Genomic DNA, 18,836 nt, shown 5'->3' with positions numbered 1-18,836 from the left:
ACATATTGTCATTCAGTTTTCAATGTTCATTTAAAGCAATTACATTTATTAATTATATCAATAATCTTTATATCATGTCAAGAACTTTTTTAAATTTTATTTTATTCAAAAATTCTTTTGTTCAAAACTTAATTGATTATTTCAACAAATAATATCTTATATTGTCTTGCGAAGTTTTTCAATAGTCAAAATTACACTTTCTTAACATTAATTTAATGAAATTAATTTCTGAAACAAGAAAGTTTACATTCGTTTTTGACGACTTTTATATAATAGCAAGTTTGCAAAGGAACGTCAATCATTTTTGCAACATAATAATGGCTAAATTTTCACCTCTAATGTATTGTTTTGAATTAAGAGTATAATTTACATAATTTTTAGCATTATTTTGTCGATGGATCTATTATAAATACTAGTGTATATGATTTTCGTGCTTAATAAATCATTTAAGGTGTGTCTATTTTTCACTTATAGCTAGTTTAATAAAAAAAGCAATGGTTTAGTACCATTGCTTCTATTACTTCTATTCTTCTTTATCTTTGCATTCTTTACAAATACCATATATTTCCATACGGTGATGTGTTACGTCGAACTCTGTGATGTGCTGTGCAAGTTGTTCAACTTCATCAAGTTGAGGATAATGAAAGTCTACAATCTTGCCACATTTCTCACAGATAACGTGATAATGATTATGAGTATTAAAATCAAATCGACTTGATGCATCTCCATATGTTAACTCTTTAACTATGCCAATACTTTTAAACACTCTTAAATTATTATATATAGTCGCAACACTAATATTTGGAAAATCAGGTGAAAGTGCTTGATAAATTTCATCCGCAGTTGGATGTGAATGAGATGCAATGAGATAACGAATGATGGCTTGACGTTGTGGTGTGATTCTTACACCAGCTCTTCTTAGGGCTGCAATTGACTCTTCTAATTCATGATCAATAGACTCTAATTCTGCATTCATATGATTCACCACTTTCTACTTAATAATAATTATCACTTGATATTAATATAACTGTTTCCAAAGTGTGATGTCAATAAGTACGAACGATTTCCGTTAATAACCTTTATATAAATCGACTCTATTCTCAATTACATCATTTTTATTGAGAAAATCTTCCAAATTCCTCTCAAATAGTTTTGTAGCATCACTTTTTATATTTTTGTCATTTCCTGTTATATGCGCTGTAATAGTCACATTATCTAATTTATATAATTCATTATTTTCATCTAATGGTTCATTTTCAAATACATCTAAATATGCATGGCGAATTAAGTTATGGCTTAAAACTTTTATGAGTATTTTTTCCTCAACAATTGTTCCTCTACCTACATTAATAAATAAACATGTATCATTCATAATTTCGAAGTGTCTCTCTGACAATAAATGATATGTTTCTTGAGTTTCAGGTAATGTATTAATAATAATATCAGCTTTATTTAAATGTGATTCTAAATCTTCTATTGTATAAATATTATCGAAACCATCTTTATGATGACCGGATTTACTTATACCGATTATTTCCAATTCAAACGGTTTGAGTAATTTGACGGTTTGTTGAGCTAACGATCCTGTTCCTAGTATTAATACTTTTTCATCGCTCAATCGTTTACCGGTTAGTTTAGAATCATACACTTTATTTACTTGATTAACATATGATGTGCGCATTTTCTTATAGTCATCAAGTATGAAGGATAAAACAAATTCTGAAACTTGTTTAGCCTGTATTCCCCTAGTATTAGTTAAAATAATATTTTTTTCTTTAATAACTTCTAATGGTAGATTATTAACACCGGTAGCATACCAGGAGATCCATTTTAAGTTTGGACAAGCATTAATAAAGTTCTTATCAACGCCACTATCATAGCCAATCAATATCTCTAATTCATTTTTAAGTTCTGTCGGTATATCTATTGCATTCTTGAAAAAGTAAAATTCTAAATCTGGATAGTTGTTTATAAGTGAAGCTTCTATTTCTCCTAATCGCTTTAAACTAACTATTTTCATTGATTTCACCCCAAAATTTGATTTAGTTCTTCAATTTGTGTTTTTACTTTAACCTTTTCAATGACATCGATAATAATGCCATCCTCATCAATAATAAATGTTGTGCGAACAATACCCATTGATTCTTTACCAAATGATTTTTTCAATTGATAGACACCTGTTGCTTTAGATAATTGAAAATCCTCATCAACTAATAAATCAAAATTAAGATTATGTTTTGCAATAAAATTTTGATGTTTTTTCTTAGTATCACCACTAACTCCATATATTTGAACATTCAAGTCATTAAATTGTTCTAAGTTGTCTCTAAAGTCACATGCTTCTGTTGTACAAGTTGGAGTATTATCACGTGGATAAAAATAAATAATTGTTTTACTTCCTTTTATTGTCTCATTAGTAATCCATTCACCATTCTGATTTTCTAATTTAAATTCTGGAAATTTTTGACCTTTTTTGAGCACCATATCACCTATTTCTTAATTATATTAATTATATGATACGATAGTAAGGAATAAAATTAAAATAAGAGAGGTTGAAATAAGATGAAATTCACTGAGAGTGAACGTCTACAACAATTGTCAAATGAATATATTTTGGGTGGCGTTAATTCACCATCACGCTCTTATAAAGCGGTTGGTGGAGGTGCTCCTGTTGTAATGCGCGAAGGACACGGCGCATACTTGTATGATGTTGATGGCAATAAATTTATTGATTATTTACAAGCATATGGTCCTATTATCACAGGTCATGCTCATCCTCATATAACTAAAGCTATTCAAGATCAAGCAGCTAAAGGTGTACTTTATGGCACGCCAACAGAATTAGAAATTGAATTTAGTAAAAAATTGCGAGAAGCTATTCCGTCACTTGAAAAAATACGGTTCGTAAACTCTGGAACTGAAGCAGTTATGACAACGATTCGTGTTGCTAGAGCTTATACCAAGAGAAATAAAATTATTAAATTTTCAGGTTCCTATCACGGTCATTCCGATTTAGTATTAGTAGCTGCTGGTAGTGGTCCATCACAATTAGGATCTCCTGACTCTGCAGGTGTTCCAGAAAGTGTCGCTAAAGAAGTAATTACAGTACCGTTTAATGATATTGAATCATATAAAGAAGCTATGAAACATTGGGGAGAAGAAGTAGCTGCTGTGCTAGTTGAGCCAATTGTTGGTAATTTTGGTATGGTTGAACCACAACCAGGTTTCTTGGAAAAAGTTAATGAAATTACTCACGATTATGGTGCATTGGTGATTTATGATGAAGTTATTACTGCATTCCGCTTCCACTATGGTGCAGCCCAAGATCTATTAAATGTATATCCAGACTTAACTGCATTCGGAAAAATAATTGGGGGTGGCCTTCCAATTGGTGGCTATGGTGGCCGACAAGATATCATGGAACACGTTGCCCCATTAGGTCCGGCTTACCAAGCTGGAACGATGGCAGGTAATCCACTTTCTATGAGAGCAGGTATCGCATTACTAGAAGTACTAGAACAAAAAGGTGTTTATGAAAGATTAGATCAATTAGGAAAACGACTTGAAGATGGTCTATTAGAGCTAATTGATAAATATAATATTACAGCAACTATTAATAGAGTATATGGCTCTTTAACACTTTACTTCACAGATGAAAAAATCACACATTATGAGCAAGTTGAGAATTCAGATGGAGAAGCATTTGCTAAGTTCTTTAAATTAATGTTGAACCAAGGTATTAATTTAGCTCCATCAAAATTTGAAGCATGGTTCTTAACTACAGAGCATACTGAAGAAGACATTGATGAGACACTTAAAGCTGCTGATTATGCGTTTAGTCAAATGAAATAGCAAATTTTAACCTACAATAAAGGAGCGTGAATTATAACGTTGCCTTTATTGTAGGTTTTTAATTAATCAAAACAAAAACTTGTATCTATTCAGTCTTCAAGTGTATACTAGTTTAAAATATTATTATAAAAATATATTTAAAGGAGCGTTATAGTTGAGGCTAGGAGCTCGTATACTAAAGACTGGTATTGCAATTATTCTTGCTTTGTTTATAGCGTCTTTCTTACCTGATAATGTCGGTTTAAAATCTGTAGCAGGAATTAGTGCAATTGTTGCTATGCAACCTAATATCTACCGTTCTATTAAAACTATTTCAGAACAAGCTACAGGTAATGTCATTGGTGCTTTATTAGCAGTCATAATGGTAACAATATTTGGAAAAAATATCGTTATTATGGGTGTTACTGTCATTTTATTAATTGCTATATTATATAAATTAAATTTAGCTCACGTTGCTACATTAGCTGGCGTAACAGCGCTTATTATAATGGGACAACATACTGGGTCATTCTATGTCACTGCAGCTTTTAGATTTATACTAGTAATGATTGGTGTTGTCAGCGCTTCTGTAGTTAACTTAATATTTTTACCACCCAAATTTGAAACTAAGATATATCACAACTCAGTGAATATTGCTTCTGATATTTTCATTTGGTTTAAACTCGTATTAAATGACGCATCTGACTATCATCAGATTAAAGAAGATGGAGAACAAATTGAATCACGTATATCAAAACTTGAACAGATTTTTAATTACTATAATGAAGAAAAAGCATTAACTAGAAAGGCTGCCTTCCAACAAAATAGAAAGAAAATTTTATTTAAAGAAGTTGTAGGCACTACAAGACAAGCTTATGAAGTACTAAATCGTATGGCTAGATATCAGAATGATCTTCACAATCTAAATTACAATTTAATTTTCCAGATAAAATTAGAATTAGATTCATTAACAGCCTACCACGAACAAATTTTAAAAAGCTTGTCGAAAAAAGCTCGTTACAATGTGGAACATTTTGATAATCAAATCATGAATCCTCAAAAGAAAGACCTAATGGATGCTTTTCAACAACAGTTAATTCAAAACCCTTATCAAGTAGAATATTCATATTCAAATATCATGCAAATTATTGCTACAATAGAAGAATATCGTTATTATTTAGAACATTTAGATCGATTAAGATTAAGTTTCTTCACTTATCACCGCAATGACACTGATATAGATATTGCTGATGAGGATTTTGATTTATAACAAGAAAATGCGGTTACGAAGCTTGTAAAATTTTCTTTATGAAATTCTCTTTGCTGACCCCCGACCACTCCGGCAAGGTTGAGTAGAATTAAAATAGATTGTTACAAGTGCATTTTAACCAGTCAACTACTGCCAATATATATTTGAAGCCTGAGGCATTGAATTATGCCACAGGCTCTTTTTTTTACTATAAATTTTGTATGCTATATAAATGCTCATAAGCACCTTGTTTTTCAATCAACTCTTTGTGCGTTCCTGTTTCTACTATTTCACCATTTTGCATTACAATTATTTTATCTGCATGTGTAATTGTTGATAGTCTATGTGCAACAATGAGTGTAGTTCTGTCTTTACTTAATACATCTAATGCTTCTTGTATAATTGCTTCACTTTCTAAATCTAATGCTGATGTGGCTTCATCTAAAATTAAAATTGGTGGATTATTTAAAAAGATTCTTGCAATTGAAAGACGTTGTTTTTGACCACCAGATAATTTAACGCCTCGCTCCCCTACTTCAGTATCATAGCCATCATGAAGATTCATTATAAATTCATGCGCATTTGCCATTTTAGTCGCTTCAATAACTTCTTCCTCAGTAGCATCTGGGCGACCTAGTAAGATATTTTCTCTCACTGTATCTGAGAAAAGAATATTATCTTGTTGGACTAGACCAATTTGATTTCTTAAACTACCAGTAAGAAAGTCTTTAACATTATGATCATCTATTAATATTTCACCTTCAGATACATCATAGAAGCGAGGTATCAAGTTAATTAAGGTTGACTTACCACCACCACTCATACCTACAAAAGCTACTGTTTCACCTTTATTAATATTAAGATTTATATCTTTTAGTATAGTCGATTCATCTTCATTGTATTTAAAACTTACATTCTTCAACTCAATATGCCCTTGTTTAATTTCAATAGGTTGAGCGCCAATACCATTTTTTATATCGTAATCTTCATCCATCAATTGGAATACCCTATCCATTGATGCAAAACTTTGAGTTAGTGTCGTAAAAGAAGAAACCAATCTTCTCAGTGGTCCGAATAATTGTTCCAAGTATCCTACAAATGCAGCAAGTGTACCAACAGTAATTGAACCATTTATGGCTAAATAGGCACCGAATCCAATGACGATAATTGGTCCTAAATCTGTCACAGTATTAATTGCTGCAAATGAGTAGGCATTCCATGACGTATGTTGAAATGCTCGATTTAAGAAGTGTTGGTTTTTATGATCAAAGTTTTTAGCTTCATTATCTTCTATCGCAAAACTTTTAATGACAGACATACCTTGTACACGTTCATGTAAAAAGCCCTGTACTTCAGCTAAAGCTTGCGAACGTTTACGAGTCAATTTTCTTAAACGACCGAAGAAGAAATACACTGTCAAAATATAGAATGGGAAGATGAATATAGCTGCGAAAGTTAACTTAACATCTAGGAAAAACATAATGGATAGTGCAATGACAATTGTTATACAATCTAACCATATGTTCATTAAACCGGTTAAAATAAAATCTTTAGTTTGTTCTACATCATTTATCACTCTTGAAATAACTTGCCCTACCTGATTGTTCGCATAAAATCTAGCACTTAAAGCTTGCAAATGATTATATAATTGTTTTCGAATATCATATAAAATCTTGTTACTTGTCCATTGCGCAAGATATTGACGTAAGTATTCGATTGGTGGTCTCACAATTAAGAATATAAATAAAGCTATGCCGATAGCTACACTTAGATGTTGAAATTTTTCATTCGTAGAAAGTGCACTATTATTAATTACGCCATCAATTGCATATTTGATAAGTAAAGGAATTAACATAGGAATGCCGAATTTTATAATCCCGATAATTATCGTCGCTATTATACGATATTTGTAAGGTTTAACAAATTCTAAATAGCGTCGTATCATACTAGTCCCCCCTATAATTTTCAATTCAATTTTTTTAGAAAATTAATAGAGGTTGAAACTTTCAATTGCAAGCATCTCCTTTTGCAACTTTAAAGTAAATTCAACCTCTGCTTATTATTACTCAAAGACTATAAAACATATATGTAGCAATTACATCTTTTATGCTTAGTAGTTTCGAATTTTTTTGTAACGCTCTTTCCAAACTTTTATAAAATCAGGGGCGAACGGACCTTTCTTTTGTTCTATCCACTGCTGTAAAATATCTACATTACGGCGTAAAATAACATCGATATCGTGTGGATAATTCATCTGATTCATGTGTTGTTCATACTCATCTTCATCTAGCAGATGATATTTACCATTAGGATAAACTTTAATGTCTAAATCATAATCAATATATTTCAAAGCTTCTTCATCACAAACGAATGGTGATGAAAGATTACAATAGTAATAAATGCCATCTTCTCTAAACATACAAATAACGTTAAACCAGAATTCTGAGTGAAAATAAACGATTGCCGGTTCTCGAGTAATCCACGTGCGACCATCACTTTCAGTAACTAAAGTATGATCATTTCCACCGATAATAACATGATCTGTTCCTTTTAAAATCGTCGTTTCAGACCATACTCGATGAATATTACCATCGTGTTTGTAACTTTGAATTTTTATATTTTCGCCTTCTTTAGGTATGGATTCTTTTACCATACTCCACACCACCCTTTTAGTAATTTTCGCACTTTAGATTATATCATAATTTTAATTAACTCTTTAAAAATGCGTTACTATTTTTAATATAGCCTCCAAAAATCACCTATAAATTTATGTTTTCAACCATTTATATAATTATATATTTTATCCATTGATACAGGTAATGTATATTCATCACGGCGATTTAAATTCATCCACTCAAGTTTATAGTCTTCCATCATTTTTTTAGAAATAGATACTGTCTCAATTACACTATATACACTAATATCCCAAGTCATATGAGTGAATTGATGTTTAAGTTTAAATACTATTTCCTCAGCTATCGATAGTGACATTCCTAATTTATTCTCTAATTGTTCCAATGCATTTGGTGCTTCAAACATGGGAAATTGCCACATACCATTTAACAATCGCTCTTGTCGTTGCTCAATTAAATATTCCCCTTTTGCATTTCTAACTAAAAACACATGTTGCTGAATCGTTTTCTTCTTTATGTTTTTAGTTTTTACTGGTAGATTTAACACAGTCCCTTCTTTGAAAGCACTGCAATTGTCTTGAACAGGACAGAATAAGCACAACGGATTCTTAGGTGTGCAAACTAATGCGCCTAATTCCATCATTGCTTGATTGAAAGTACCAGAATGATGATAAACATAGGGCTGTAATTCTGTTTCATATGCCTTTCGTGTTGATTGCAATTTAATATCTCTTTGATCATTATTTAATCTAGACCATACTCGAAAGACATTACCATCAACGGTTGCTAAAGGTTTATTAAACGCTATACTCAATACAGCTGCTTGTGTATATGGACCAACGCCTTTAAGTTTTCCAAATTGATCTGGTGTTGAAGGAACAACGCCATTGTATTCATATACCACTTCTTTTACAGCAGTATGAAAGTTACGTGCACGGCTATAATAACCTAAACCTTCCCAATATTTAAGCACTTCATCTTCATTTGCCTGACTCAAGTCTTCTATGGTTGGAAAACGGCTAATAAACTTATGATAGTAGTCAATAACGGTTTTAACTTGCGTTTGTTGAAGCATAACCTCACTCAACCAAATATAATATGGATTAGAAGTCTCACGCCAAGGCATTTCTCTTTGATTTTCATTAAACCACTGTATTAAATTCTTTTTAAATGTAGATTCATTTAACATATTTACATCCTTTCCAATCTCATTATTTATTTCATCTAATCGGTTTATAGCAAACTAATAGTATTTTAATAAGTTTCTTAATTTCGTTATTTCAATTTTTAGATTATAATATATATTAAATTAACATGAAAAGAGTGAACGTTATGGATACAGCCACGCATATAGCAATAGGTGTTGGATTAACTGCTCTAGCTAGTCAAGATCCAGCTATGGCAAATACTATGGCAGCTACTGCTACAACCTTAATTGCCGGATCGTTAATTCCAGATGGTGACACCGTTTTAAAATTGAAAAATAACGCCACATATATTTCTCACCATCGTGGTATCACTCATTCTATACCATTTACAATTTTGTGGCCTATACTGATCACATTTATTATTTATGTTTTATTCCCAGGAGTAGATACAACGCATATATGGTTATGGGCACAGTTAGCAGTATTTTTACATGTGTTTGTTGATATATTTAATTCTTATGGTACTCAAGCTTTGCGTCCACTCACAAACAAGTGGATTCAATTAAGTGTTATTAATACATTCGATCCAATCATATTTATTATACTTTGTGTAGGGATTGTCGTTTGGTTATTCGGTGTACATCCATTCATAGTATTCTTTCCAATTATTGGTATACTCATCATTTATTATATTATTCGTTTCAAAATGCAGAATATCATTAAAAAGCAAGCATTAAGCCAGATAAAAGCACAACATAATCCTGTTAAAATATTTGTGGCACCTACGATGAAATTCATGGAGTGGCGCGTTGCTATTCAAACTGAAGAACATGATTATGTTGGAAGAGCATTTGGTCGATATGTTGTCTTTAGTGATAAAGTTAAACGACAAAAATTTTCTCCAGACACTTTACTCTGGCAGATTAAAAGTAATAAAGACATTAGAACATTTCTGAACTTCTCATCAATTTATCGATGGCAAACTCGTAAGCTGGATGACGACACCACAGAAGTTCGTCTAATAGATTTACGCTATTTAAATAAAGGTCACTATAGTTTTGCAGCAATAGCACATGTCGATAATGATAACAATATAGATCACTCATATATAGGATGGGTTTTCACTGAAGAAAAATTACAAAAAAAATTATATTCTAATTAAATTTTAAAAAGAGTGAACCAGAACCATAAACGACACTATGATTCTGATTCACTCTTTTATTTATTTTTTGTCGAAATTATATTAGAGGAGTATTTATATTTTGAATGTGCTACATATCTCATAAGCATAAAATTAATTGCTCCAATCGTTACTATTATTAAAATGAAATAGATATGATATGAAATATTATACATATTCACTTCGCCATAAATCGTAGAAGTCGCTAATCCATCAATTAAATAAAACAGAGGATTTAACTTTAACAATTGAATCATTAAATTCTCATTTGCAGAAGGAATAAAAATAATAGGCACTATAAAAAAGTTTATAACTACAGCTAACAAGAATATCATAGTCATATTTTTATATATAATATCTAACAATCCTAAAGTAACAGATATGAATATTATAAATAGAATCATCATTATATAAAATACAATAAATGCAATGAAAGATGCATCGAAATTCACTGGTTTAAACAATAAAGTAATAATTGATAATATACAACAAACAGAACTTCCGATAAGTGTGTTCGCAACTGTAGTTATCAATGGTGTTGATTGGAACGACTTAGTTATTAAATAATCTTGACTATACTCTTTAAAAGATTTAAAAATTGTCGCAAACATTGTAGCAAATGTAATCATAGCAAAAATTCTATATAACCACCTAGCTTTACTAAAATCTTCAATCTCGATAAACGACAGCATAATTAGTGCTATTAATACTAAGACAAGTTCAACAATTAAGAGAATTGCAAACCATTTCCAAGTATCTATTATACATTGCTTAGTAAACTTTATTAGTGATGGGAAAAGTTTTATATATAATAAAATGTTATCTATCATTTTTACACCTACAATTCAATGTATATCCACTTACTATTTTTCATATCTGCGATAAAATATCCATCACCTGACTTAACAATCCATATATCTTGATTAATATGATATTTATCTTTAAGTTCATCTTTATTAATTATTGGAAAAACAAATCCTGTTAATTTGTCTTGATCATTAAATAACAATTCTACTGGTTGTTGCGTTACGCCTACAACATATCTAGAATCCTTATCGGGAACAAGTGATTTTTTAACTTGATCATGTTTTTTATGTAAATGGCTATTATAATAATCTACAAAATTACTATAATTTGATTTCATATATGGAGATAATTTTTTAAATGAATGCGACTCATATAAAGCTGCTGGGTTAAAATATTGTAGTTTATGTTTTTCTACAACATAATCTTGATTATCGATATTAACACGATATTTTTTTGAATTTTCACCTGTTATTGTTAAAAATGCGTATTTAGGAACTTTTGTATTAGAATCACCATTTAACGTTATCGAGTCGTCTAATACGATTCCATATGCCAATTTTTCCTCAAATGGGTCTTTATTTTCAACTTTCTTTTGAGCTTCAATTATAGGAACATCAAAGCGCCCAATGTTGTTAATGACTAATGCTCCAACGATGGCCAAACAAATCAAGCTTGCAATCAAAATTGTCCAAAACCTCACGACAAAATCAGGAACTTTCGCATGTCTATATCTTTCTACTCTTTTAAAGTTATAGCTCATTTCAGGGAGTCGGCTACGACTTTCTTTCCAATCTAAATCAAAATTTTGCTGTTCTTCATCATTTCCTATACTCATTCGATCTTGCTCATGTTCTTTAAACACAGGTAAAACTTGATTTAGTGAACCTTCCATCCTCACTTGCCCATGTGAAATCCATGCTACATAATTACTTACTTTTTCAACTTTTTCAAGATCATTATCGATGAATACTAACGAATTATTATCGTTAACATAGTCTTTCGATAATTGTTTTGCTTTCTCTAAAAAGTCTTCATCAAGATGTTCAATGATATGGTTTAAAATAATCAATTCTTTTCGACATACACGTGCAATGCTTAAGATTAATTGTGCAAAATCAGAGTGACTAAGCATATTTATATTAAACGTAGACTTATCATCTAAATGTGCAAATTTGATAATTTGATCAACACTGTGCGATGTTGTTTCGTAAGAAAATAATCTTTGAATTTCTTTTACATATTGTCGCACTGTTATATGTATTAAATGTTTGTCTTTTATATCACCATAATAAGTAGAGACCGATTTATTAATTTTACCTCTATCAGGTTTAATGTCACCAGCCATTATCCTACCTAATAAAGTTTTAGAAGCCCCTGGCTCGCCAATAATAGCTAAAGCCTCACCTTGATATATATGTAGTGAAATATTGTTTAATTCTATGTCTTCTGCGGCATAACCAAATGGTAAATACCACTTTCTATTTTTCTTACTTCTATAATAATGCGTGACATTGAGCATTTTTAAGACTATTGAACTTCCCATTCATGTTACATCCTTCTAAATTTTTAATAAAGCGAGTGGCAATCCTTCTTCAGGGGTCTTACTATTAATTCTATATCCCCATGCAAATACACCTTTTAATCGTTCGACTTTGAAGTATTGGTCGCTTCCATCATTAAGTTTATACATTCTACCAAGCACTACCTTAGTACGATCGACTAAGTAACTTTCAGCAATGATGACTTTACTTTGATATACATCGTACTCATTCATGAAGCCATTCATTTCAGCTTTACGCATTTTTTCTTTATATGTTTGTATTTCATGTCTTAATTCTTGCTCAGACATTTCACTTAGCTTTTTATCATTCATCAGAAATACCACTTTCTTCTAATTTTAATTTAATTTTATCATATTTATATCCTTTTCTCATAAGTGACTCTATCGTCTTCATTACTAATTGTTGTCCGTCGTACTTACGCCTTTGTTTTGTATATACTTTTTCAAGATCTTTTTGCAATAAATCATCTAATATATTTTCATCTTGTTCAAAATTTAATTCAGCTATTGCCTGTTGTGCAACATCCATAGAATATCCTTTTTGAATCAGACTTTGAAGTACCTTTTGACGTATTTTAATTTCAGGGCCTTTTTTAGTTTTCATAACTTTTTTGGCAACTTCAATTACCGCTTCAAATGATTGCTCTTCTTCGTAAATCGGAACATATGCATTTATAATATTAGGTTCAATTCCAACTTGATATAATTTCTGTCTATAAATTTCAGGACCTTTGTCAGTAGTGTTTATCATGGTATTCTTTAAGCTTTCAGCATAATCTTCATGGTTAATATACGATTCTTTGTAACAATAATCTATAACTTGTTGGATTGCTATGTCACTTATTTCATTTTGTTGCAAGTGTTGTCTCACTTCTTTTTCAGTTCTTTTTTTATATGATAAGTATTGAATTGCCATATTAATACCTAAACGATAATGCTCATACTTTTGAATATTCTCCATATCTGATGGCTCAAGAATTTGACCTTTTTTTAAATTAAACTTTACAAGTGTATCGATATCTATTCCCATTTCAAATGCTTCATCCAAGAATAAATTAAATCGCTCTTTGTTATTCTTTTGTACTTCTATTTTCGTTATTTTAGTCATATACCCACCACCTTAACTTCTAAATATGTTCTCTATTAACTCATTCAGTTTAAAATATTCTAACAACCATTATTTTATATCACTTATCGCGTTACACAAAATGTTTTACCTATATAAAAAGTCCTCATAAAGTTCATTTATATTATGACTACTTTATGAAGACTAAATTATAATTACGAATTTTGTATATACGCATGCAAAACAATTCAATAGTTATTTAGTTGACTTAATGCCTCTTGATATTGGCTATCAGATATATATTCTTGTTGTTTCATTTTTTCAAGGTTTGTTTTAATTCTATTTTTAAAGTTATCAGACATATTACTTATATCATAAACACTAGGTGCATTGACCTTACTAGCTAATATCGCACTTTGTAATACTGTAATTTGAGACATACTATCACTATTTTTATTTACTGTCGTACCAAAATAGTAATTGGCGGCACTTTCGATTGTATATTGATCGCTACCGTAATAAATGTTATTTAAATAGAAGCTCAATATTTCATTTTTACTATATTGTTGTTCTACTTTATGTGCTACAAACAATTCTTTTAATTTTCTAGTGAAAGAACGTTCATTATCATAATAATAATTTTTCACAGTTTGTTGCGTAATTGTACTTCCACCTTGAACATCTCTATCCCCTATCGTTGAAAACAATGCTCGTGTTGTACCTTTTACATCAAAACCGTGGTGTTTATAAAAACGTTCATCTTCCATTGAAATAAATGCACCTTTTACATAATAAGGCATATTGTCTGCAGATACATAACTGCTTTTATTTTCAATAGTTTTAAGGTCATCAACATTTGCTCTAGAAGATAAGTAATACATTAATCCGATAAACAATGCAAATATGATGATAAATATAATAAACAGACGTAAAAATATGCGTTTACTCTTTTTCTTTTTAGGTGGTTTACCTATAGGTTGATAATACGTATTGTAATGTGGTTCATTACGGTATTGTGAATGTCTCTCAGGCGAGTTGTTCATTCTTTGGCTTCTTTTCATGCGGTAGCTCCTTTACTTAAACTCACTCTATATTTGAGAGTTTAACAGTAGTTCTTATAATAAGCCATACTTAAAGCGAAAAATCGGTCCCAAGGTGTATAAGAATATATGACTATGAGACCAATATCTGAAGTTTAGTCATTAAATTACTATAACTAAATTTTGAATAAAAAAAGAACTGAGAAGAGACATATTAAAGTCTCTTCTCAGTTCATTAAATATTGCGAATTTGTATAATTGACGTATTAGATTATATCGAATAATATTCAAGCTTTACATCAACAAGATTTATGCTTGAAGTTGTTTAACAATTTCTCTGTTAAAATCGTCTAAGTCATCTGGTGTACGACTAGTTACGATATTTTTATCAACTACAACTGATTCATCTACTACGTTTGCACCAGCATTTGATAAATCTTTACGTACATTAAGTACAGCTGTTAGCGTACGTCCATTTAAATCATCAGTATCAATTAAAATTTGAGGTCCATGACAAATTGCAAATGCTGGAACATCATTTTTAGTGAAGTATTTAGCAAACGTACCATATCGACCTTCTGCATCTCCGCGAAGATGGTCTGGTGAGAATCCACCTGGTATTAGAAGTCCATCATAATCTTCTGGTTTAGCATCAGCAATACTTACCTCTACAGTAACTTTTTCACCATGCTTACCTACTACTTCAGCATTTGCAGTATCACCAATGATTTCTGTTTCAAAACCAGCTTCTTCAATTGCTTCTTTAGGGCTAGTAAATTCAATATCTTCAAATTCATTTGATAAGATAATTGCTACTTTTTTAGTCATGTACTAATCACCTTTCTTGTTCGAATTATATTTATTATATAGACGAAATAGAAGGATATTAAACATAGTTGAACTTAACCGGTTATTATTTAGTTAGACACTTGTTTTACTTTTTCTTCTAATTGATCTAGTAACCCAATCCATTCATCAATGTCTTCAACACTTACTTCATCAGGATTAACATGATCAATATCTTCTAAGAATTTTGATAATCTCGTTTTAATTTGTTCCATTGTTTGTTGTTCATTCATAAATGTTTCTCCTTTTTTATATGAGTTTATTTAACAATACGTTAATTTTATCCTAACAGAATTTGACAAAAAGGGATATAATCTTAATAATGTTTACTGTACTTTTGCAACGAATAGAGGAATTTTTTTAGTTTAGGAGTAATAAATATGTGGATGACAAATCAGAAAAAACCCATTTCAATTTCAAATGATCCTTGGGAAGCTTATAACGATATTGAAGATTACGGACAGTTGACGTTGAGTAATATAGAATTTACAACCACAACGCTATGTAATATGAGATGTAGCCATTGTGCAGTTGGTTATACATTACAAACAAAAGATCCTGATGCATTACCTATGGATATTATTTATCGTCGTTTAGATGAAATACCTCAATTAAGAACAATGTCAATCACGGGTGGCGAACCAATGTTCTCAAAGAAATCAATTAAAAATATCGTTAAACCCTTATTAAAATACGCGAAAGATCGAGGTATTTATGTTCAAATGAATTCTAATTTAACGTTGCCTCAAGATCGTTATTTAGATATCGCGGAATACATAGATGTTATGCACATTTCACATAATTGGGGAACTATACAAGAATTTACTGATGTTGGCTTTGGCGCCATGAAAAAACAACCACCTTTAAAAGCAAAATTAAAATTATATGAACAGATGTTAGATAATGCGAGTACCCTATCAAGTCAAGGTATGTTTGTTTCAGCTGAAACGATGTTAAATCAGAGTACTTTACCTTACTTAGATAAAATTCATAAAGAAATCGTTAATGATATGAAATGCAGTCGTCATGAAGTTCATCCTATGTACCCAGCAGATTTCGCAAGTCAATTAAATGTTCTTTCTCTAAAAGAAATGAAACAAGCAATTCATCATTTATTAGATATTCGAGATGAGAATGTATGGATGCTGTTTGGTACGTTACCTATCTATCCATGTATTAATGACGAAAATGATCAAGCACTATTACAACGCTTAAGAGATGCAAAAAATGTGACAACACGAAATGATCCAGATGGACGAAGTCGCTTAAATGTAAATGTGTTTAGCGGAGATGTCATTGTAACAGACTTTGGAGATGAAAATGGTACCATCTCAAATATAAAAACAGACAAATTGACTGATGTATTTAATAAATGGCTCACTTCAGATTTAGCAAAATCTTTAAATTGTCATTGTGAGGCATTTCATTGTTTAGGCCCTAATGTATTAGTGAAAAACATGTATTATCCAAACACTGATTTCAAACAGAAAGAAATAGAAATGCACACAGAAAATATTTTTAGTTAAGCATCAATAATTCACATATATCTATAAAATAAGCACCTCATAAAGTGAGTTTTAGAATAATTTTATGTGGTGCTTAGTTCTGTTTTATGAGAATTATAATATACTAGTTACAACGTTTAACTTGTCCGTGATTTATAATTCTTCAATATGTTGTGCATTTGATAAAAATTCAATAGTATTTTTACTTTCTTCTCTTCTATCTTTTCTACGTTGTACACGCTTAGGCGCACTTTCATAGAACCATTTTTCAACTTTTGATTCTGGATAGACATCTGGTACTTGGACTGGCTTACCATTATCATCTAATGCAACAAAAGTTAAGAAACTTAAGGCTGCTAAATGTCTTTCTTTATTTAATACATCTTCAATAATTATTTGAACACAAACTTCCATTGAACTTGTACCTGCATAACTAACCATCGCTTCATAAGAAGTAATATCTCCTGTTTTGATTGGTCTTAAAAAATCTACAGAATCAGTTGATGCTGTAACTACTTGGGCATTAGCATGTTTCATTGCAGTAATGGCTGCAATTTCATCTATGTTAGCCATCAATGAACCACCAAACATTGTATGGTGATGATTGGTGTCTTGAGGAAATACTTGTTTAGCTTTATAACTTTTTGATTCAGACATTGATTTACGAATACCTTGAGAATTTGACATGCGTTATACCCCTTTTATTTTAATTTCTATTTTTATTGAGCCCAATTGCCGTTTTTAAACACTAATTCTTTAGTGTCATCCTGTTTAATTCCATAAATCGTTAAATCTGCACTTCCTATCATGAAGTCAACATGGACATTTGAATCATTAAGACCACTAGCAATTTTTTCTTCAGTCGTCATTTCAGTACCACCTTCAACATTAAAGCCATATGCCGAACCAATGGCTAAATGACATGATGCGTTTTCATCAAATAACGTGTTGTAGAAAATAGTATTACGATTTGAAATTGGAGAATCATCAGGTACTAAAGCGACTTCTCCTAGTCGCTTAGAACCCTCATCAGTATTGATCAAATCTCTAAGCACATCTTCGCCTTTATCCGCTTTGAAATCTACGATTTGTCCATCTTTAAACGTTAATGTAAAGCCATCGATGATTGTACCATTATAACTTAATGGTAGTTTGTTTGTTACATATCCATTAACGTTGTTACGATCAGGTGCTGTAAAAACTTCTTCAGTTGGTAAATTAGCTATAAAAGCTTGTTGATTGCCATTAACATAGCTCGTAGCATCTTCCCAAATATGTCCTTTAGGAAGTCCTACAACTAAGTCTGTCCCTTCGGATTGATAATGTAACGCTTTATAATTTTTTTCTTGCATCAATTTAGCATGTACACTTAAGTTTTCTATATGTTTTTTCCAATTTTCAATAGGATCGTTCCCTTCAATTCTTACGATATCAAACACTTCATCAATAAACTTCTCTAATGCAATTTCTTCATCTAAATCTGGATAAACACGTCTAGCCCAATCTTTAGAAGGAAAAGCAGCAACAACCCATGGAAACTTATTCTTTTGACTTCCTTCCATATATCCTTTGAATGCTTGACTATAACTCATTTGATTGGCTTTGAGTTTTTCAGGGTCTATACCATTTAGCAAGTTTGGATCACCACTAAGTAAAGCTAAATTTGCAGCGCCACGATTAGCATAATCCATTCGTTCATCTACTTCATACGATTTAACTGCATGATTTTCAAAGTAATTTACCGATTCATACTCAAATTTAAGTCTATTTAATTTAGAATCTGAATAATTTACTTTTACGTCTGAAGCTCCAGCTTTATATGATTCTTCAACAATTAAACGTGTTAAATCGATGGCATCAACTGAAGATCTAATAAAAACAGGTTGTTTAGGTTGTACATTCATACCTATTTTAACTAATAATTCTGCATACTGTTGTAATTTCTCGTTATAACTTAATGAAGTCATATC

At 30.9% G+C, this 18,836-nt stretch carries 19 protein-coding genes; 4 read left to right on the top strand and 15 right to left on the bottom strand.

Going from position 1 to position 18,836, the window contains the following annotated elements; genetic code table 11:
• Positions 1-523: 523 nt before the first annotated feature.
• From perR to bcp, 3 genes are all read right to left on the bottom strand, one after another.
• Positions 524-976, bottom strand: a complete 453-nt coding sequence (gene perR / locus HMPREF3265_RS10885) for a peroxide-responsive transcriptional repressor PerR (protein ID WP_070861670.1) — start codon at positions 974-976, stop codon at positions 524-526.
• Between the two features lie 93 nt (positions 977-1,069).
• Positions 1,070-2,020 carry an NAD(P)-dependent oxidoreductase gene (locus HMPREF3265_RS10880; RefSeq protein WP_070441583.1) on the bottom strand — a complete coding sequence of 317 codons (951 nt, stop codon included), beginning with the start codon at positions 2,018-2,020 and terminating at the stop codon, positions 1,070-1,072.
• Between the two features lie 5 nt (positions 2,021-2,025).
• Entirely contained in the window at positions 2,026-2,481 is a 456-nt protein-coding gene (gene bcp / locus HMPREF3265_RS10875) for a thioredoxin-dependent thiol peroxidase (protein ID WP_070861669.1), read from the bottom strand.
• Positions 2,482-2,562: 81 nt separating this feature from the next.
• On the opposite strand from bcp, the gene HMPREF3265_RS10870 reads away from it, so the two are divergent.
• Both HMPREF3265_RS10870 and HMPREF3265_RS10865 read left to right on the top strand, forming a co-directional pair.
• Entirely contained in the window at positions 2,563-3,852 is a 1,290-nt protein-coding gene (locus tag HMPREF3265_RS10870) for a glutamate-1-semialdehyde 2,1-aminomutase (RefSeq protein WP_053025441.1), read from the top strand.
• A gap of 154 nt (positions 3,853-4,006) precedes the next feature.
• Entirely contained in the window at positions 4,007-5,101 is a 1,095-nt protein-coding gene (locus tag HMPREF3265_RS10865; protein ID WP_011275398.1) for an FUSC family protein, read from the top strand.
• Positions 5,102-5,288: 187 nt separating this feature from the next.
• Here the strand turns inward: HMPREF3265_RS10865 and HMPREF3265_RS10860 are convergent, their stop codons facing one another.
• From HMPREF3265_RS10860 to mutY, 3 genes are all read right to left on the bottom strand, one after another.
• Positions 5,289-7,025 carry an ABC transporter ATP-binding protein gene (locus HMPREF3265_RS10860; RefSeq protein ID WP_070861668.1) on the bottom strand — a complete coding sequence of 579 codons (1,737 nt, stop codon included), beginning with the start codon at positions 7,023-7,025 and terminating at the stop codon, positions 5,289-5,291.
• A gap of 165 nt (positions 7,026-7,190) precedes the next feature.
• Positions 7,191-7,733: a nucleoside tri-diphosphate phosphatase gene (locus HMPREF3265_RS10855; protein ID WP_011275396.1), complete on the bottom strand. Its 543-nt coding sequence runs from the start codon at positions 7,731-7,733 to the stop codon at positions 7,191-7,193.
• Positions 7,734-7,855: 122 nt separating this feature from the next.
• Positions 7,856-8,902: an A/G-specific adenine glycosylase gene (mutY, locus tag HMPREF3265_RS10850; protein ID WP_070441576.1), complete on the bottom strand. Its 1,047-nt coding sequence runs from the start codon at positions 8,900-8,902 to the stop codon at positions 7,856-7,858.
• 143 nt (positions 8,903-9,045) lie between these two features.
• Between mutY and HMPREF3265_RS10845 the strand changes: the two genes are divergently transcribed.
• Positions 9,046-10,023: a metal-dependent hydrolase gene (locus HMPREF3265_RS10845; RefSeq protein ID WP_053025447.1), complete on the top strand. Its 978-nt coding sequence runs from the start codon at positions 9,046-9,048 to the stop codon at positions 10,021-10,023.
• Between the two features lie 56 nt (positions 10,024-10,079).
• Here the strand turns inward: HMPREF3265_RS10845 and HMPREF3265_RS10840 are convergent, their stop codons facing one another.
• From HMPREF3265_RS10840 to HMPREF3265_RS12500, 7 genes are all read right to left on the bottom strand, one after another.
• A complete protein-coding gene (locus HMPREF3265_RS10840; RefSeq protein WP_070861667.1) occupies positions 10,080-10,871 on the bottom strand; it encodes a teichoic acid transporter in 792 nt (263 codons plus the stop codon).
• Between the two features lie 8 nt (positions 10,872-10,879).
• Positions 10,880-12,391, bottom strand: a complete 1,512-nt coding sequence (locus HMPREF3265_RS10835) for an ATP-binding cassette domain-containing protein (RefSeq protein WP_053025451.1) — start codon at positions 12,389-12,391, stop codon at positions 10,880-10,882.
• A gap of 15 nt (positions 12,392-12,406) precedes the next feature.
• Positions 12,407-12,721, bottom strand: a complete 315-nt coding sequence (locus tag HMPREF3265_RS10830) for a YfhH family protein (protein ID WP_070861666.1) — start codon at positions 12,719-12,721, stop codon at positions 12,407-12,409.
• Positions 12,714-13,517: a recombination regulator RecX gene (gene recX / locus HMPREF3265_RS10825; RefSeq protein ID WP_070861665.1), complete on the bottom strand. Its 804-nt coding sequence runs from the start codon at positions 13,515-13,517 to the stop codon at positions 12,714-12,716. The genes HMPREF3265_RS10830 and recX overlap by 8 nt, the downstream gene beginning before the upstream one ends.
• Positions 13,518-13,723: 206 nt before the next feature.
• Positions 13,724-14,536, bottom strand: a complete 813-nt coding sequence (sgtB, locus tag HMPREF3265_RS10820) for a monofunctional peptidoglycan glycosyltransferase SgtB (protein ID WP_070861664.1) — start codon at positions 14,534-14,536, stop codon at positions 13,724-13,726.
• A 288-nt stretch (positions 14,537-14,824) separates the two neighbouring features.
• Complete coding sequence (locus tag HMPREF3265_RS10815) at positions 14,825-15,343, bottom strand: type 1 glutamine amidotransferase domain-containing protein (RefSeq protein ID WP_070441573.1); 519 nt, start codon at positions 15,341-15,343, stop codon at positions 14,825-14,827.
• Between the two features lie 89 nt (positions 15,344-15,432).
• Positions 15,433-15,594 (bottom strand): SE1561 family protein, encoded by a 162-nt coding sequence (locus tag HMPREF3265_RS12500; RefSeq protein ID WP_011275386.1) that lies wholly within the window; start codon positions 15,592-15,594, stop codon positions 15,433-15,435.
• A gap of 153 nt (positions 15,595-15,747) precedes the next feature.
• On the opposite strand from HMPREF3265_RS12500, the gene yfkAB reads away from it, so the two are divergent.
• The gene (gene yfkAB, locus HMPREF3265_RS10810) at positions 15,748-16,887 is read left to right on the top strand and encodes a radical SAM/CxCxxxxC motif protein YfkAB (RefSeq protein WP_176744133.1); all 1,140 of its coding nucleotides are present in this window, start codon (positions 15,748-15,750) and stop codon (positions 16,885-16,887) included.
• Between the two features lie 132 nt (positions 16,888-17,019).
• Here yfkAB and HMPREF3265_RS10805 read toward each other — a convergent pair whose 3' ends face one another.
• Both HMPREF3265_RS10805 and HMPREF3265_RS10800 read right to left on the bottom strand, forming a co-directional pair.
• Complete coding sequence (locus HMPREF3265_RS10805; protein WP_011275382.1) at positions 17,020-17,553, bottom strand: acyl-CoA thioesterase; 534 nt, start codon at positions 17,551-17,553, stop codon at positions 17,020-17,022.
• Positions 17,554-17,585: 32 nt separating this feature from the next.
• A complete protein-coding gene (locus tag HMPREF3265_RS10800; protein WP_070861663.1) occupies positions 17,586-18,833 on the bottom strand; it encodes an aminopeptidase in 1,248 nt (415 codons plus the stop codon).
• Positions 18,834-18,836: the final 3 nt, after the last annotated feature.

It is taken from the genome of Staphylococcus sp. HMSC62B09, assembly GCF_001839115.1.
GTDB lineage: Bacteria > Bacillota > Bacilli > Staphylococcales > Staphylococcaceae > Staphylococcus > Staphylococcus haemolyticus.
This window is presented reverse-complemented; position numbering and strand designations above follow the sequence as displayed.

Excerpts from the sequence above, each read along its gene's own strand:
- perR (WP_070861670.1), bottom strand. The coding sequence starts at position 976 with ATGAATGCAGAATTAGAGTCTATTGATCATGAATTAGAAGAGTCAATT.
- HMPREF3265_RS10880 (WP_070441583.1), bottom strand. The coding sequence starts at position 2,020 with ATGAAAATAGTTAGTTTAAAGCGATTAGGAGAAATAGAAGCTTCACTT.
- HMPREF3265_RS10870 (WP_053025441.1), top strand. The coding sequence starts at position 2,563 with ATGAAATTCACTGAGAGTGAACGTCTACAACAATTGTCAAATGAATAT.
- HMPREF3265_RS10860 (WP_070861668.1), bottom strand. The coding sequence starts at position 7,025 with ATGATACGACGCTATTTAGAATTTGTTAAACCTTACAAATATCGTATA.
- HMPREF3265_RS10855 (WP_011275396.1), bottom strand. The coding sequence starts at position 7,733 with ATGGTAAAAGAATCCATACCTAAAGAAGGCGAAAATATAAAAATTCAA.
- mutY (WP_070441576.1), bottom strand. The coding sequence starts at position 8,902 with ATGTTAAATGAATCTACATTTAAAAAGAATTTAATACAGTGGTTTAAT.
- HMPREF3265_RS10845 (WP_053025447.1), top strand. The coding sequence starts at position 9,046 with ATGGATACAGCCACGCATATAGCAATAGGTGTTGGATTAACTGCTCTA.
- HMPREF3265_RS10840 (WP_070861667.1), bottom strand. The coding sequence starts at position 10,871 with ATGATAGATAACATTTTATTATATATAAAACTTTTCCCATCACTAATA.
- HMPREF3265_RS10835 (WP_053025451.1), bottom strand. The coding sequence starts at position 12,391 with ATGGGAAGTTCAATAGTCTTAAAAATGCTCAATGTCACGCATTATTAT.
- HMPREF3265_RS10830 (WP_070861666.1), bottom strand. The coding sequence starts at position 12,721 with ATGAATGATAAAAAGCTAAGTGAAATGTCTGAGCAAGAATTAAGACAT.
- recX (WP_070861665.1), bottom strand. The coding sequence starts at position 13,517 with ATGACTAAAATAACGAAAATAGAAGTACAAAAGAATAACAAAGAGCGA.
- sgtB (WP_070861664.1), bottom strand. The coding sequence starts at position 14,536 with ATGAAAAGAAGCCAAAGAATGAACAACTCGCCTGAGAGACATTCACAA.
- HMPREF3265_RS10815 (WP_070441573.1), bottom strand. The coding sequence starts at position 15,343 with ATGACTAAAAAAGTAGCAATTATCTTATCAAATGAATTTGAAGATATT.
- HMPREF3265_RS12500 (WP_011275386.1), bottom strand. The coding sequence starts at position 15,594 with ATGAATGAACAACAAACAATGGAACAAATTAAAACGAGATTATCAAAA.
- yfkAB (WP_176744133.1), top strand. The coding sequence starts at position 15,748 with ATGACAAATCAGAAAAAACCCATTTCAATTTCAAATGATCCTTGGGAA.
- HMPREF3265_RS10805 (WP_011275382.1), bottom strand. The coding sequence starts at position 17,553 with ATGTCAAATTCTCAAGGTATTCGTAAATCAATGTCTGAATCAAAAAGT.
- HMPREF3265_RS10800 (WP_070861663.1), bottom strand. The coding sequence starts at position 18,833 with ATGACTTCATTAAGTTATAACGAGAAATTACAACAGTATGCAGAATTA.